17 protein-coding genes, 1 pseudogene and 1 other annotated feature are annotated in these 15137 nt (G+C 30.5%); of the genes and pseudogenes, 4 read left to right on the top strand and 14 right to left on the bottom strand.

What is annotated here, in order from left to right; genetic code table 11:
• Positions 1 to 10 precede the first annotated feature (10 nt).
• The 6 genes from AB3K27_RS07225 to AB3K27_RS07200 all read right to left on the bottom strand — a co-directional run bounded on the left by AB3K27_RS07225 (position 11) and on the right by AB3K27_RS07200 (position 3473).
• Positions 11 to 643, bottom strand: a complete 633-nt coding sequence (locus AB3K27_RS07225) for a TetR/AcrR family transcriptional regulator (protein ID WP_368490552.1) — start codon at positions 641 to 643, stop codon at positions 11 to 13.
• Positions 644 to 969: 326 nt separating this feature from the next.
• Positions 970 to 1203, bottom strand: a complete 234-nt coding sequence (locus tag AB3K27_RS07220; RefSeq protein ID WP_368490551.1) for a hypothetical protein — start codon at positions 1201 to 1203, stop codon at positions 970 to 972.
• A 33-nt stretch (positions 1204 to 1236) separates the two neighbouring features.
• Positions 1237 to 1503, bottom strand: coding sequence for a CDP-alcohol phosphatidyltransferase family protein (locus AB3K27_RS07215; protein WP_368490550.1), 267 nt, complete (start codon positions 1501 to 1503; stop codon positions 1237 to 1239).
• Between the two features lie 113 nt (positions 1504 to 1616).
• Positions 1617 to 2141, bottom strand: a complete 525-nt coding sequence (locus AB3K27_RS07210; RefSeq protein ID WP_368490549.1) for a peptidylprolyl isomerase — start codon at positions 2139 to 2141, stop codon at positions 1617 to 1619.
• Entirely contained in the window at positions 2116 to 2271 is a 156-nt protein-coding gene (locus AB3K27_RS07205; protein ID WP_368490548.1) for a hypothetical protein, read from the bottom strand. The genes AB3K27_RS07210 and AB3K27_RS07205 overlap by 26 nt, the downstream gene beginning before the upstream one ends.
• A gap of 89 nt (positions 2272 to 2360) precedes the next feature.
• The gene (locus AB3K27_RS07200) at positions 2361 to 3473 is read right to left on the bottom strand and encodes an acyltransferase family protein (RefSeq protein ID WP_368490547.1); all 1113 of its coding nucleotides are present in this window, start codon (positions 3471 to 3473) and stop codon (positions 2361 to 2363) included.
• A 442-nt stretch (positions 3474 to 3915) separates the two neighbouring features.
• On the opposite strand from AB3K27_RS07200, the gene AB3K27_RS07195 reads away from it, so the two are divergent.
• Entirely contained in the window at positions 3916 to 5037 is a 1122-nt protein-coding gene (locus AB3K27_RS07195) for an IS4 family transposase (RefSeq protein ID WP_368487505.1), read from the top strand.
• A gap of 200 nt (positions 5038 to 5237) precedes the next feature.
• Here the strand turns inward: AB3K27_RS07195 and AB3K27_RS07190 are convergent, their stop codons facing one another.
• Positions 5238 to 5837 carry a TetR/AcrR family transcriptional regulator gene (locus tag AB3K27_RS07190; RefSeq protein WP_368490546.1) on the bottom strand — a complete coding sequence of 200 codons (600 nt, stop codon included), beginning with the start codon at positions 5835 to 5837 and terminating at the stop codon, positions 5238 to 5240.
• 159 nt (positions 5838 to 5996) lie between these two features.
• Between AB3K27_RS07190 and AB3K27_RS07185 the strand changes: the two genes are divergently transcribed.
• The 3 genes from AB3K27_RS07185 (at position 5997) to AB3K27_RS07175 (ending at position 10773) form a co-directional block, all read left to right on the top strand.
• Complete coding sequence (locus AB3K27_RS07185; protein ID WP_368490545.1) at positions 5997 to 7691, top strand: M3 family oligoendopeptidase; 1695 nt, start codon at positions 5997 to 5999, stop codon at positions 7689 to 7691.
• 178 nt (positions 7692 to 7869) lie between these two features.
• Positions 7870 to 8145 (top strand) — a binding site (T-box leader).
• A gap of 203 nt (positions 8146 to 8348) precedes the next feature.
• Positions 8349 to 9938: an asparagine synthase B gene (asnB, locus tag AB3K27_RS07180; RefSeq protein WP_368490544.1), complete on the top strand. Its 1590-nt coding sequence runs from the start codon at positions 8349 to 8351 to the stop codon at positions 9936 to 9938.
• Positions 9939 to 10107: 169 nt separating this feature from the next.
• Entirely contained in the window at positions 10108 to 10773 is a 666-nt protein-coding gene (locus tag AB3K27_RS07175) for a LysM peptidoglycan-binding domain-containing protein (RefSeq protein WP_368490543.1), read from the top strand.
• A gap of 279 nt (positions 10774 to 11052) precedes the next feature.
• Here the strand turns inward: AB3K27_RS07175 and AB3K27_RS07170 are convergent, their stop codons facing one another.
• The 7 genes and pseudogenes from AB3K27_RS07170 to AB3K27_RS07140 form a co-directional block, all read right to left on the bottom strand.
• Positions 11053 to 11748: a zf-HC2 domain-containing protein gene (locus AB3K27_RS07170; protein WP_368490542.1), complete on the bottom strand. Its 696-nt coding sequence runs from the start codon at positions 11746 to 11748 to the stop codon at positions 11053 to 11055.
• Positions 11745 to 12215, bottom strand: coding sequence for an RNA polymerase sigma factor (locus AB3K27_RS07165; RefSeq protein WP_368490541.1), 471 nt, complete (start codon positions 12213 to 12215; stop codon positions 11745 to 11747). Before AB3K27_RS07165 ends, AB3K27_RS07170 begins: the two co-directional genes overlap by 4 nt.
• A 199-nt stretch (positions 12216 to 12414) precedes the next feature.
• A complete protein-coding gene (locus AB3K27_RS07160; RefSeq protein ID WP_368490540.1) occupies positions 12415 to 12711 on the bottom strand; it encodes a hypothetical protein in 297 nt (98 codons plus the stop codon).
• Between the two features lies 1 nt (position 12712).
• Positions 12713 to 13716: pseudogene (locus tag AB3K27_RS07155) on the bottom strand (N-6 DNA methylase).
• Between the two features lie 63 nt (positions 13717 to 13779).
• A complete protein-coding gene (locus AB3K27_RS07150; RefSeq protein WP_368490539.1) occupies positions 13780 to 14391 on the bottom strand; it encodes an AAA family ATPase in 612 nt (203 codons plus the stop codon).
• A 90-nt stretch (positions 14392 to 14481) separates the two neighbouring features.
• Complete coding sequence (locus AB3K27_RS07145) at positions 14482 to 14643, bottom strand: hypothetical protein (protein ID WP_368490538.1); 162 nt, start codon at positions 14641 to 14643, stop codon at positions 14482 to 14484.
• The gene (locus AB3K27_RS07140) at positions 14636 to 14926 is read right to left on the bottom strand and encodes a hypothetical protein (protein ID WP_368490537.1); all 291 of its coding nucleotides are present in this window, start codon (positions 14924 to 14926) and stop codon (positions 14636 to 14638) included. Before AB3K27_RS07140 ends, AB3K27_RS07145 begins: the two co-directional genes overlap by 8 nt.
• Between the last annotated feature and the right edge of the window lie 211 nt (positions 14927 to 15137).

The raw sequence follows: 15137 nt of genomic DNA, 5'->3' as shown, positions 1-15137 counted from the left end.
CTCCCCTTTATTATTTATAAAAGCATTTTTTTAATAGCTTTATATAGGAATCCATCTTTTCTAATATTTCTTCATAGTAAGACTGAGTTAGAGAAAGAGATTTCAATTTTTTATATTCTTCCGTTGATATACCTGATATACCCTCCAAGGTCCATGTAATAACTTTAACAGCCTGCTTTAAATCAATATCTTCCTTAAATTTTGATGTATCGAAGTCTTTAAAATATCTGTCGAGTCGATTATTCATCATTTTTTTATTTCTAAGCTCCAGATCACTTTTTACATCATCAGATTCTTCAATACTTGCAGACATAATAAAATCAAACATATCTGGATACTTATTAATTATTTCTATCTCTAATAAAGCTCTCTGCCGCAATCTATTGAAAATATCTTTTTCCTTTAAATCAGTTTTTTCAACTAAATCTTTAATAAATATTTTTACAGAATAGTCATAAAGATATAAATACAAATCTTTTTTGCTGTTAAAATAGTGAAATAGCATTCCTTTTCCTATATTTGCTGCTTTTACAATCTCATTTGTTGATGCATTTTTAAAACCCTTCTGTGCAAACTCTTTCATAGCTGCATTAATAATATACTGCTGCTTTTCAGGCTCCAGACTTAGAAATTTTGAAAACATATTATTTACCTTCTTTCCAGATAAAAGTTGTAAAACATTATAGACCACACCGGTCTACAATGTTATTATAACATCATAGACCAGTGTGGTCTAGATAAATATTTGTATATTTTCTATTTTTGTGCTATTTTTATTTAAATTCTTAAATTACAAACGTAAATGCTATAAATAATGCAGAAGAAATTATTATAGAAGCAATATTGTTGAAGTAACATTGTTTTAACATGTTTCATTAATAACACTTCAGCATAATTTTTTAATTCTCCAATATATAACAATTTTAAAGCACAAAATACTTTACAATAATTTGCTTTTACGTCATAATCTTAAAACTTCGAGAATATTCCTATAATATCTCTTGATAATTCTCTTGATGTCATATGTATTATTAGTTCCTCAATGGCAGCTATACTTGCAGTAACACAAATCACATATCCTATAATATTTATATTGATAAATTTATATAAATATGGAAAGAAAAACAAGAACAATCCTGTTATTTTATTGGCATATGTATGAAGAATAGCAAAGGTATGATATTTAAGATAGACTATCAACAATGAAATAATTCTAATAAAACAAATCCATATTATCTATATTAACATTTTTATTGGAATCCATATTATCGGCAAAAAAACAATAATTGCAGAACTCATAAACACAATATCTCCAATACTATCAAGTAAGCTTCCCAGCTTACTTGTTGAATTAGTTTTTCTTGCAATATATCCATCAATAATATCACTAAATCCACACAAAGAATATACAATCCAAAATAAAAGAGTAAATGGTTTTAGAAACAATAAAATTACAGATAATAACATTCTAAATATGGATATGATATTTGGTATACTTTTCATCTTATACTATTTTCCCCTTCAAAAATTATTAATACATAAAAAATAATAGTCTCAATGGATAATTGAGAACTACTATTTTTTGAAGCTTTTCACAACAATATTATCTTATATATTTAATCCTCTACTTTTTGAGGTTCATCATATTTTTCGCCAAAAGTTTCTACAGTTACACTTTTCATCTTTTGATCTTCATAAGGTTTATCATCATAATCTCTTTTCTGTGATACTATTTCATCTACTTCTTCAATGCCCTCTGTAACTTTCCCGAAAGCAGCATACTGTCCGTCAAGGTGAGGTGCATTATCTGCCATTATAAAAAACTGTGAACCTGCAGAATCAGGAGCCATAGTTCTAGCCATGGAGATTACCCCTTTTTCATGCTTTAAATTGTTTTTAAAGTTATTAGATGAAAATTCACCTTTAATTGAGTAACCTGGTCCTCCCATTCCTGTACCTTCAGGGTCTCCTCCTTGAATCATAAATCCTGGTATAACCCTGTGAAAAATTGTACCATTATAAAATCCTTTTTCTGCTAGCGATATAAAATTATTTACTGTATTAGGTGCAACATCTGGATAAAGTTCTATTTTCATCAGTTTCCCATTTTTCATTTCAATTGTAACTATAGGATTTTTCATTCTTTTCCCTTCTTTCTATAATATGTAATACAGCATATGCTGCATTTATACAATAAACTTTATCAAAACCGCTGTCAAGTAAATAATTTTCTTTGCTCCAGAACTTATCTAGGCATATAGCAGTGTTCATCCTTACTTTGAAGAAGCTAGGGGTGTTAGTAATGGTAGCCTTCGGATAAATCTTGTAAAAACTCACTTACTCTTTACTTTATAGCCAATCTATAGAAATTTCTTTAAAAAAGGTATCTTGCGTATACAATAACTTAATATAAAACTCAATAATGAGCCTATAAAGAAGACAATAAAAAATTTGTCTAAAGGTCCAAATAACATATCTTCTATAATAAACTGTAATATATAAATAATAAAAATATGGATTAGATAAACTGTAAAAGCATTATCGGACATAAATTTCATAAATTTGCCACGTTTATTCCAATATTCTCTACTAATAACTAATAAACCTACTATTAATCCTACCCCAATAAATCCTTCTAGAATAGGCCAAATATCAAAAGTAAATAACCCAATTAATAAATTTATATAGTGTATTAGTGCCGCTATAATTCCTATAATAAACCAGGTTACACCTGTCTTAGTGGGGATTATGTTAATCCAGTTATGACGATAAGCAAAAATTCCCAGAATAAAGAAAATAATATATTGAGGTAAACGTCCCATTTCCACTGGCATAAAAGAAAAAATATCTATCCATCTTCCGATAGGAAACCATATTCTAATGACATAATTCAAAATTATTAAGATAATAGATAACATTAATAACGATTTATTACCTGGTGGATTAACCAGAGTTTTTTGACTATTCATTCTTAATTTTAGATTAATTAGTCTGATAATAGAATAGCAAAAAGCAAAAAATAATAATAGAGCTATAAACCAAAGATGTCCAACTTCAAAGTCACCTTTTCCTATATATTCGAGTAGCATATATTTTCCAAAAGGCATATCTATACTATCCACAAAATATGTTATGGGACCAAAAACCACAATTACTATAAATATAAATGGAATTCCTAAACGAAAAAATCGACTCTTTAAAAAAGAAAAAACTCCTCTTCCATCCATAGAAGCTGGAAAAAAGTAAGCAGAAATAAAGAAGAAAAATCCCATAAAAAAGGCTCCATTTACATCAAAAAAAGGTTCTAAGATTATAGAGCGTTGAGAATTTAGTATTGGCCAATCATTTTGATAACCATAAGCTTGCCCCGCATGGTGAGCTATTACAAGTAAAATCAGAGCTACTTTTAAATTATCCAAATACACTAAACGTTCTTTTTTAGATTTGGCTAAATTATTACCATTCATTTCCATTTTATTATTCCTTTCATTATTTATTTCATTACTATATATACATCTTCTTTCTATAAAGATAGCTAGTATTAATCTCTTCGGCTTTCATGAAATCAATTTTCAACTTATTCACCTAAGGTATGTATTTTTATTCTAAAATTTACGAATGAATTATTCGTTCAATTTTGCCTTAAAACACGGGCTATTATCTACTATAAATTAAACTCTATAGGCATTTACCAAAGCTTCTGAAGCAACAGTTTTTGCGATATTTGAAGTAATTCTATCATCCCTTTCAAAAGCATCATATTTAATATGCATTCCCCACCAAGCCCTGACGTATGGACAGTTTAATGTAAATTAATGTATAAAACATTTGCAGGATAAAATTATATAGAAAACCGCCTTAAAACCCTATAAAATATAGTTGCAACCAATATAAATAGGAAGGCGGTTAACAAGTATGTTAAATACTCAAGAATATATTATCACAGAACTGAAAAAAAGCCTAGAATCTATGATTTTTTTGACAGCACCTAGATTAAGAATTTTAGTAGCAATTATAATAGGAATTATAGACTCAGGATCAGTTGTGCTATCAAAAATTGCACAAGAATTAAAGAGCGACTTCAGTGAGGCAACTGAAGCAAGTAAAGTAAAAAGGATTTTCAGATTCTTAACAAATGATAAAATAAATACTGATATAGTTCAATACCATTTTGCAAGGACTCTTCTGAAGAAATATAAGAATCATTCAGGAAAGGTTCATATAATTTTTGACCATACCACAAAAGAGGATGTATTTACTATTCTTCAATTTTCACTAAGGGTTGATAACAGAGTGATTCCATTGTGGCATAAAATATTTGAGTATCAAGATAAGAAAAACAAAGAATTTGAGCATGTCTATGAAGGATTAAAAGTGGTTCATGAACTCTTATCCCCTTATAATTTTGATGTAATTCTTTTAGCTGATAGAGGCTTTAGAAGTGTTGAATTGTTTAAGTTTATTGATGAAGAATTAAAATGGAAATATGCAATAAGATGTATATCAACTACAAATGTTAGAATTTCAAACAAGCCTGGAATCAAAAAATTGAGTGACATAAAGATAAAAGCAAATAAGCGAAAATCCTTTGAGAAAGTGCTGTTAACAGAGGAAAAATATGAATGCAATCTGGGAGTTGCCTTAGCAGAAGATAATGATGTATGGTATATTGCAACAAACATGAAGCCCCAAAAAGCTATAAATGAATATCAAAAAAGATTTGATATTGAGGAAGCATTCAGAGATTTAAAGAGCAATGGATTTAATATGGAGGATAGCTGGTCAAAAGGAATAACTTATTTTAAGAACTTATATTTATGTCTTTCCATAGCCTATACTTGGCTTATAATATTAGGAAAAATCTGCACAAAGAATAAGAAAAATAAAGAGCTGGGAGCTGTAAGGATTAACAAGAATAAAAAGACAATAAGGGTATACAGTCTGTTTAGGGCGGGTTTGAAATGGTTTAAGAGATGCTACAATGATTATAGAAAAAAGTACAGGCTTAATTTTGATTTTATTCTACATGAGAAGTAATTATAACCAAACATTATAGTAATAATTTGGATATTTATAGTGTCGGTTAATCCAGGGTAATAGTCTATACCTTTATATGTCCATAATATTGAATTATATTAATATATAACTATATAAGGTTAATGCAGTATATTATCAGGATGAAAATACTATGAAAATTAGAACTAAGCAGCACTTTATGAAAGTATTTATTGAAATTTTTAGAAGATTAACTTGTTATAACCATATATATGTCCATACGTCAGCCACCAAGCCACTGTTTCAATTATGAGCCTTGTATCATATTCTGGATATTTTAAAGTTCTAATTTTTTTATTTTTTTCAAGAAGCTGTATGTATGAAAAAATACTATTAAAAAAACTATTTCTACCATTAATATATATTAAAAAAAGGTTGTTACAAATATCTCTATTATTTTCATATATTAAAAAAATTCTTCCATATCTATTAACAAAGTCAAAAATATCTGACAGCATCTCTTCAAAAGAATAAGTATCATTATGTATGTTGGATTCAAAGTTAGATTTATTTTTTTCAAAAAAAAGTTTTACATCTGTTTCTAAATTATTAAAGTCAGATTCTTTTATGGGAAGTCTAGAAATAGAATTTATGTGATTTGGATCTATAGAATTTTTTATAATGAATTTAAGAATAGCTTGTTTATTTTCAAATAAATTATAAATTGCCCCAACTGAAATACCTGTTTTTTTTGCAATATAACTTACTTTAGTTCTTGAATAGCCGTGATTGATAAATAACTCAGTAGCTATATTATCAATTGCCATTAATCTATTATCCATGTTTTTATCTTTCCTTTCATGAATGAATAATTCGTTCAACAAGACTATTTTAATTAATATTTCGTTGATTGTCAATTAAAATATGAAATTATTTATTTTGAAAATTAATCCATTTATATTATAATATTAGTAAATTTAAACATATTGGAGGTATATCACATGAAGTTTAATGAATTCAAATATGAAAGACCTAACTACGATGAAATCAAAAAGTCCATTAATTCTCTTGTGGATAAACTGAAATCTGCTCGCAGCTGTGAAAAACAATTTGAATGCATAAATCATATAAATGGTATAAGAAACCACCTACAGACCATGGGAACCCTAGCTCAAATAAGACACAGTATAAATACAAAAGATAAATATTATGACGAAGAGAGAAGCTATTGGGATGAACATTCCCCTCTATATGATGAACTGGACTTTACATTTTACAAGGAACTAGTTCAATCAAATTTCAGAAAAGAACTGGAAGAAAAACTGGGCACACAATTTTTTACCCTTGCTGAATTTTCCCTAAAAGCTTTTTCACCGGAAGTCATAGAGGAGCTTCAACTTGAAAATAAATTGTCATCGGAATATACCAAATTGCTGGCTTCTGCAAAAATTCCCTTTATGGGTGAAACAAGAAATTTATCTGGCCTCACCCCTTTTATACAAAGTAAAGACAGACAAATAAGAAAAAATGCTTCAGATGCCAAATATAAATTTTTTGAAGAGCATGAAGATGAAATTGACAAAATATATGATAATCTGGTAAAGGTGAGAACCAAGATAGCTCAAAAATTAGGCTTTAAAAACTTTGTGGAACTTGGTTATATAAGAATGAAGAGAAGTGACTACACTCCTGAAATGGTGGCTAAATTTAGAAAACAGGTGGAAAAGTACCTTGTACCTGCTGCTTCAAAGCTATATGACAGGCAGCTAGATAGACTGGGACTTGACACTCTCACCTACTATGATGAAAAATTTGAATTTACAACTGGAAATGCCAAACCAAAAGGCAGTCCAGAATGGATAGTTTCAAATGCCAGTAAAATGTACTCTGAATTATCTGCAGAGACTAGAGAATTTTTCAACTTTATGGTGGAAAAGGAACTATTAGATCTGGTAACTAAAGAGAATAAGGCCGGAGGTGGATACTGCACCTATATACCGGATTATAAATCACCTTTTATATTTTCAAATTTCAACGGAACTTCAGGGGATGTAGATGTTTTAACACATGAAGCCGGTCATGCTTTTCAAACTTATCTATCCAGATGGATTGAAATTCCAGAGTGCATATTTCCAACTTATGAAAGCTGTGAAATACATTCAATGAGTATGGAGTTTTTCACCTGGCCCTGGATGAACCTGTTTTTCCATGAAGATGCAGACAAATACAGATTTGCCCATCTTGAAAGTGCTGTGAAATTTATACCTTACGGAGTTACAGTAGATGAATTTCAACACTATGTGTACGAAAACCCAGAGGCAACTCCTGAAGATAGAAAAAGAACCTGGAGAACCATAGAGAAAAAATATCTGCCCCATAAAAATTATACTGGCTGTGATTTTCTGGAAAATGGAGGATGGTGGTTTCAACAATCCCATATATTCAATGTACCTTTTTACTATATAGATTACACTCTGGCACAAATATGTGCCCTTCAATTCTGGAAAAAAGCAATGGATAATAGAAAATCTGCCTGGGAAGACTATATAAAAATATGCAGGGTGGGAGGTACAAAGTCCTTTTTAGAACTCGTTGAAAGTGCCAATCTTAAATCTCCTTTCCAAGATGGATGTATAAGTTCAATTATAGAACCTATTAATAACTGGTTTAATTTAATAGATGATAAAAAACTGTGATAAAATAACAATTATTTTCCATAGGTTTAAAATCTCTACTTTTATTATTTTATCAAAAAAAGCGTGTATTTTAAACGAATTTTGTTTTATATATTCGTTCTGCTATTAATATTAATAATTTTACTTATAAAAAAGTATTGACAAAAACATATATACAGTTTAGAATTAAATTCATCAAAGAAAAGCGATGATGGAGACGAGTAAGAAAAATATTCCACCAACAGTGAACTGGGGATAGTGTGAACCCAGCGGCAGGGTTTTTTTGAATAACACTCCGAAGTTGCAAACCGAAATATTTATGGACAGTATTCATTCTAAACTTTTGAGACAGGTTCAAGTAAAGTAGGAGCGCCGTATTCCATGCGTTATTTGGATACCAGTAGTAGCTGGAAAGAGACCAATATATTATGGTAAATTAGGTGGCACCACGGATAAGCGTCAATTCGTCCTATTATTAAGACGAATTGATGCTGTTTTTATATTTAAAACAATTTACAAAAAGTCAGCTGACTACACTATCATGGGAACATTAAAATCTCAGTAATTATTATATATTTTAACAAAACTTCTGAACCAGAGAAAATCCCAGTTTCAGCTTTATAAATAAAATTTAAATGAAATATTTATTAACTTTATTACACTAGGAGGAATATTAATATGTGTACAATCATGTGTTATACAGGAACAGACATGAAACATGGAAGATTTGCAGAGGCACTTCAAAGAACAGAGTCCAGAGGACCGGATATGATGGAAATTCTTACTTTGCCATCTGGTATTTTGGGATTTCAAAGACTTTCCATTATGGATTTAAGTTTTAGTGGAATGCAGCCATTTACCAGAAAAATGGATGCAGCTATCTGCAATGGTGAAATTTACGGCTTCCGTGAAATCAAAAATGAATTAATAAAAAAAGGCCATAAGTTTATTTCTGATAGTGATTGTGAAATATTACTTCCCATGTATTATGAATACGGACTAGATATGTTTTCAAAATTAGATGCAGAATTTGCAACTGTTATCTACGATGGCAAAAAGGACAGTTACATTGCAGCTCGAGATCCAATTGGAATTCGCCCTCTATTTTATGGCTATTCTGAATCGGGTAAAATAATATTTGCAAGTGAAGCAAAAAACTTAATTGGTCTTACCGACAAGATTACACCCTTTCCACCTGGACATTATTACGCTGATGGTAAATTTACATGCTATTGTGATATAGCCGAAACAAAGGGTGACTATCGCAAAGATGCCCTGGAGGTTATTTTCAATAAAATTCATGATAAATTGACAGCTGCTGTAGAAAAACGTATGGATGCTGATGCTCCTGTGGGCTTTTTGTTAAGCGGTGGATTAGATAGTTCACTGGTATGTGCAATTGCCCAGAAAATGAATCCTAAAAAAACAATTAGAACATTTTCCATAGGTATGACTGAGGATGCCATTGACTTAAAATATGCAAAGGAAGTTGCAGATTATATTCACAGCGATCATACTGTTGTTTATATGACAAAAGAAGAAGTACTCCAGTCACTGGATGAGGTTATTAAAATTCTTGGCACATACGATATTACCACAATAAGAGCAAGCATGGGAATGTATTTAATCTGTAAGAAAATACATGAAATTTCCGATATAAGAGTACTTCTGACCGGTGAAATTTCCGACGAATTATTCGGCTATAAATATACTGATTTTGCTCCAAATGCAGAAGAATTTCAAAAGGAATCACAAAAGAGAATCCGGGAACTTCATATGTATGATGTACTTCGTGCAGACCGCTGCATAAGCTCAAATTCCCTAGAAGCAAGAGTACCTTTTGGAGATTTGGATTTCGTAGAGTATGTTATGTCCATAGACCCTGAAAAGAAATTGAACAAATACAATATGGGTAAATATCTCTTAAGACGTTCATTTGAAGGGGATTATCTGCCACATGATATCTTATACCGTGAAAAGGCGGCATTTAGTGATGCTGTAGGGCATTCTATGGTGGATTATTTAAAGGAATATGCAGAAACCTGCTATAGTGATGAAGAATTTGAAGAAACATGTAAAAACTATGAATATCATGCTAGACCATTCACAAAAGAATCATTGTTATACAGAGAAATTTTTGAAAAATACTATTTGGGACAAGCAGAAATGATAATGGACTTTTGGATGCCAAATAAAGAATGGGAAGGCTGTGACGTAAATGATCCTAGTGCCAGGGTATTGTCAAATTACGGTGCCAGCGGCAAATAATTAACAACGAATAAAACCAGCATGTTCAACTATTTAATTAGTAACATGCTGGTTATTCTGATCTCCTACCTCTTTAAAATATTATTTAATAACTAAATGTCCTTTTAAAACATATAATATGGTGTATGTTTAATTCTAATAAACAATCAATATAGAAAGGATTTTCCCTATGCCATATAACTATTATAGACAATGCCCTGCAAATCATTATCCTTATGTAATACAACCTGGAGATACATTATATAATATTTCACGAAGATTAGAAGTCAGCATTCAAAGAATTATTGCATCAAATCCTGGAATAAATCCATATTATCTCAAGGTAGGCCAGATTATATGTATACCTGCCTGTCCTCCAAATTATACTTCTAGAATAATTCAACCAGGAGATACTCTATATAAAATTTCACGAGAATACAATGTCAGTGTAGAAAGCATTTTGGACGCAAATCCAGGTATTGATCCAAACTATTTAAGAGTTGGTCAACATCTATGCATACCTCCATCAAATTCAGAATCCGAAAATTGTGAAAAAACCACATCTGCCATGCAAGACGATATTGATGTTTTAAAAAATGAAAGTACCGTCCAAAAAACTCACGAATCAAATTATAGAAATTCTGCACAAACAACTACTACCGCTACAGTAACTGAGAGACAAATACGTTTTAATGCTGTAAATGTAGCCTTTTCTGGAAATTATAGTGGACATTACACTTCTGGAAAAAGTTATCCATATTATACTGATGCATCATCGGGGGGTCAAAGAGGTATAAATGTACGTGATAATTTTGGAGTATGGCATTCCTTTAATTATCGTGTACCGTTAACTTAACAGCTCCATTATGAAATTGTATATTCTTGTCTCCTATCCCTGTTGATAGCTCTTTTACACTTTAATCGACAATGTATAATTAATATTAATACAAAACAAGTTCCATACAATACATATTGTATGGAACTTATATATGAAAGCTTATTTATATCTTTAATTATTTTATCCACTCTTTCAAATAGTATGTTCTTATTTATTATACCATCTGTATATAGTTCAAATATTCTATCTTTCCTCGTGGTAATATTATAGCGATTGGAATTTAAATGCTTTATGTGTCTACTTTTTCCAAAGAAGAACTGCCTTTGAGGAATTCTTTTGTAGTTCTTTCGTAGATAGTTTTGGAATATGTGAGTAATCTAGATAATACACCGCTGATATCTCTTTTTTTGCCTCTATAAATTCATTGCCGTTATCATAATTAAAAAACATACTATTGTTAATTGAATATTTATATTTCTTATCCTTTTGTGGCTTAGAAAAATACTTTGTCCATATAGTATCTGTATAATAAATATATGCAACATACTGCTTTATACCATCCTTTTCAATTGTGGCGTTCCATTCATGTGAACAGTAGTAATCATCTCCGTTAAAATAAATATCAAGCATTCCATTATCTCCCATTTTCACACTTACTAGTCCATTTTCATAGGGAATTGGCATCTGGTAGTGAAAGATAAGTAAAAATCCTCCTAATAATACAGCTATTGCACATATAACTGAAACAGCTGATATCATAACATTTTTTCTGAGCAGCTTCTTTTTTATTCCTTTTAATATATCAGATTTTACTTGCTCTGCTGATTTCTCGGCATTAGTTTTAATGAAATTACTATTCATATCATCAAGATATTTTTTGCAGGTATCACACTCTAGTAAGTGTTCCTCGACAATGGTACGACTTTCCTTACTGCAAATATTATCATGGTAGAGTGGTAGTAAGTCTTTAACTATTTCACAGGAAATTTTCATTTTAACCTCCCCTTGAGTTTAATCTTCGCACGATGAAATGTGACTCTTGCCCAACTTTCTGTTTTTCCAAAAAGCTCAGCAATTCGTAAAAAAGGTAATTCACCAAATACCCGTAAAGTGAAAACCTCTTTATATGGTTCATCTAGAAAATGAAGTATTTTATGTATTTCCCATGCTATTTCACTATCTATTAACTTTTGTTCAATACACTCGCCTTCATTTTCTTCATGAGATTCATCTGTAATATGTTTATTTTTTTGATATATAGAAAAATAAGTATTTTTTGCTATTTGGCACAGCCAAACTCGCATTTTACAGTCTCCTTTAAACTTGTCTATACTTTTCAAAGCTTTAAAAAACGTTTCCTGGGTTATTTCCTCTGCCAAAGTTTCATTACGGCATAGTGACAGAGCATATTTATAGACATCAGCAAAATATTGAGAGTATATAACTTCAAAATCAGTCACAGTTTCACCTCGCTCTCATACATAAGACTCTTGAAACTGAATTCTGTTACAATATTTAAAAAATTTTAGTATGCTGCTTGACACATTTGCCTAAATTTATATGAATTAATTTACAAACAAATCATGTCGTTTTATAAGCTTATCCATTAATATCTCTCCAGTTTAAAATACTATAATTAGCCAGTGAAATTTCCACTGGCTAATTAAATTCTAATTCCTCTCTAAAAGCTTTTTGCATAAGGGAATTAAATAGATTTTCTAATTGTATTTGACTTTTATTATTTTTTACCTTAAATGCCTCTACTCTACATACAATATCTGCAAATTTATTAGGTTCTATATTAAATCCCCCCCAACCATTTATATGTTCTCCTCCCAAACTAGGTACACCATTATCCACAGCTCCACCTTTAGGTCTTTTTCCAGATTCCAGTGCTATTATATAATCTTTGAGATTTATTTCTTTCCACCTCTCAGGCAATCTCCTCTCCTTCATACTACTTCACCATTCCTTTTAAATCAGCTATGTCACTTAATATTTCTCTTTCCAAAGCTTCAATCTTTTCCAAAATCACCTGTGGTTTTTCGTATTCCACTTCTTCATATTCTATTTCCTTATATTTATTTATGGACAGATCATAATCATTAGCTACAATTTCTTCTTTTTCTACCCAGAACCATTTATCTTCTTTATCAGGTTCTAGTACGTTGTCTTTTTTTACTTTTTTCCAACTTTCTATTATATCCAGTATATCGCTGTTATCTATTGGATTTCTCTTGTCATCCAGTGAAAATCCATCTGCTGTCATATCGTAAAACCATACCCTGTTTGTTTCTCCACCTTTTGTAAACATAAGTATTGCTGTGGAGACTCCCGCATAGGGCTTAAATACTCCCGAGGGCATGGATATGACTCCTTTGAATTTATCAAAAATCCTGCTGTTCCACAGGCAGGATCACATATCCTATCCTCTGCTGTAGGATCTACTAGTTCTACCATCATTCTTATAATATGTCTTGATGTTCCAAACTGGCCATTTACTCCTGATACCGAAAGTTTAGAAATCAAATATTCATAAAGATCACCTTTGGTATCTGCATCCTCCATATTTATTCCATCAATAATTCTTATTGATTCTTGAAGCAGCGAAGGCTTGGATATCATAAATACAGCATCCTTCATTTCTGCTGTGAAGCTGGAATCCTGGCCCCCCATATCTTTTATAAATGGAAAGACCTTTAGTGATACCATATCAAACATTTTACCTACATCCAAATGTTTAAAATCACTCCACTTCATCAATTCTTCCGGAAATATTGAAGTATAGGGTTTACCAACTCTATTTGCCATTTTTCCTTTGAATTATCAATATCATCCAGTCTTTTAATAAACAGAAGATAGGATATCTGCTCTATTACAGTCAATGGATTGGAGATTCCCCCTCGACCAGAAATTATTCCATAGTTTATCAATTTTACTTTTTATCTCGCCGTTTAACATTAGTTTTATTCCTTTCTCAATTACGGTAAAAAACTTATATATAATTCCAGCTCCTAATCTACCCTATATTTTAATACCTTCTGCTTCCATTGAAAATTCAACCTTTAGGCCATTCTTTTTCAATATAAAGAATGTATCATTTTCATAGATTACTTTTCCATCAATGACATCGGATAGTGTTTCTAAAATGTTCTTATTTAAATCCGATACTTTTTTACTCTCTCCTAACTCTGCTTTAGCAATTATGTCAATCAATGTTCTATCAAAAGGAATACTTCTCTCGCGTTCTAAGGCTAAAAAGCCTTTTGAATGTGACAGCATCTCCACAGCAGGAATAAATACTGTACTCACATCATAAAATTTTTGACTTAATATACCATCTTTATTTTCATATGACTTATCCCCATTAAATAAAATTTTTATGAAAAATTTTTGATGCTTATTCCTTCTAAAATAATCTGGTACTGTTTGAACTCCAGTATTATGAGTGAATACATCCTCCCAAAATACCATGGATCTACTGTTTCTTTTTGCAAGAGGTGCATACATCAACTTCATCAAATGTGTTTTGCCTGTACCATTTTCTCCAATTAAAATATTTATTCCCCTGCAAAAATCTATTTCTAAGTTTTCAAATACTGTGAAATTCTTCACAGTAACTTTCTCTATATACAATATAGCAGCTCCTTATGAATATTTTAAACCTAACTTTTAAATTATATCCATGTATTCATAAATCTCTATCCCACTAATTAATTAGCATCATTATTTACTAAGAAATATGCCATACCCTAAAATGAACACACCTCCCTGTGATTTTTTAAATTTCTCATATTTGTTTCCTAGCTCTGGCTCTTCAATTAAAAACAAATATTCTAAGAAATCTACTAATGCCTTCACTTGTTCATTGTTTTTTACTTTATCCATAGTCTTTAAGTTCCCCTGACAGTTCTATTTTTGTATTATATATTTCTTCATTTGTTACACCTGTATTCAATAATTTTTTGTCCATTTTAAATACCAATTTCAAAGGATTTTCATCCTTTATACTTTCTAGTGTTATTTTTTCAACATCCACAGTTCTGAAATTACATACAATTATATCCTCTTCAAGTTCTGGCAGTTTGTATACATATCTTTTGTCTTTTCCCTTTTCTCCTTTATAGGTATAGATTACTGCTGCCATTATTTCCGACTTATCATCATACAATCCTTGTTAAGGTTCAACTATATATATATTTATCATCTATTGCACATAAAAATGGATTTAAATACAATCCTTGTTAAGGTTCAACTAATGTAAATTAGCCATTCTTTATTTTTATTATAACCCTAAATGCATTGGTAATAAAGAGTTTGTTCGAAATTTTTCCAACCGTTTTTCATTTTCGAAAATCATCATAAGAAAGCTACCTCAAACC

The sequence above is a fragment of the Clostridium sp. BJN0013 genome (assembly GCF_040939125.1).
In the GTDB taxonomy this organism is placed as follows: domain Bacteria; phylum Bacillota; class Clostridia; order Clostridiales; family Clostridiaceae; genus Clostridium_B.
The sequence above is the reverse complement of the archived record's forward strand: the minus strand, read 5'-3'. Positions and strand labels throughout refer to the sequence as shown.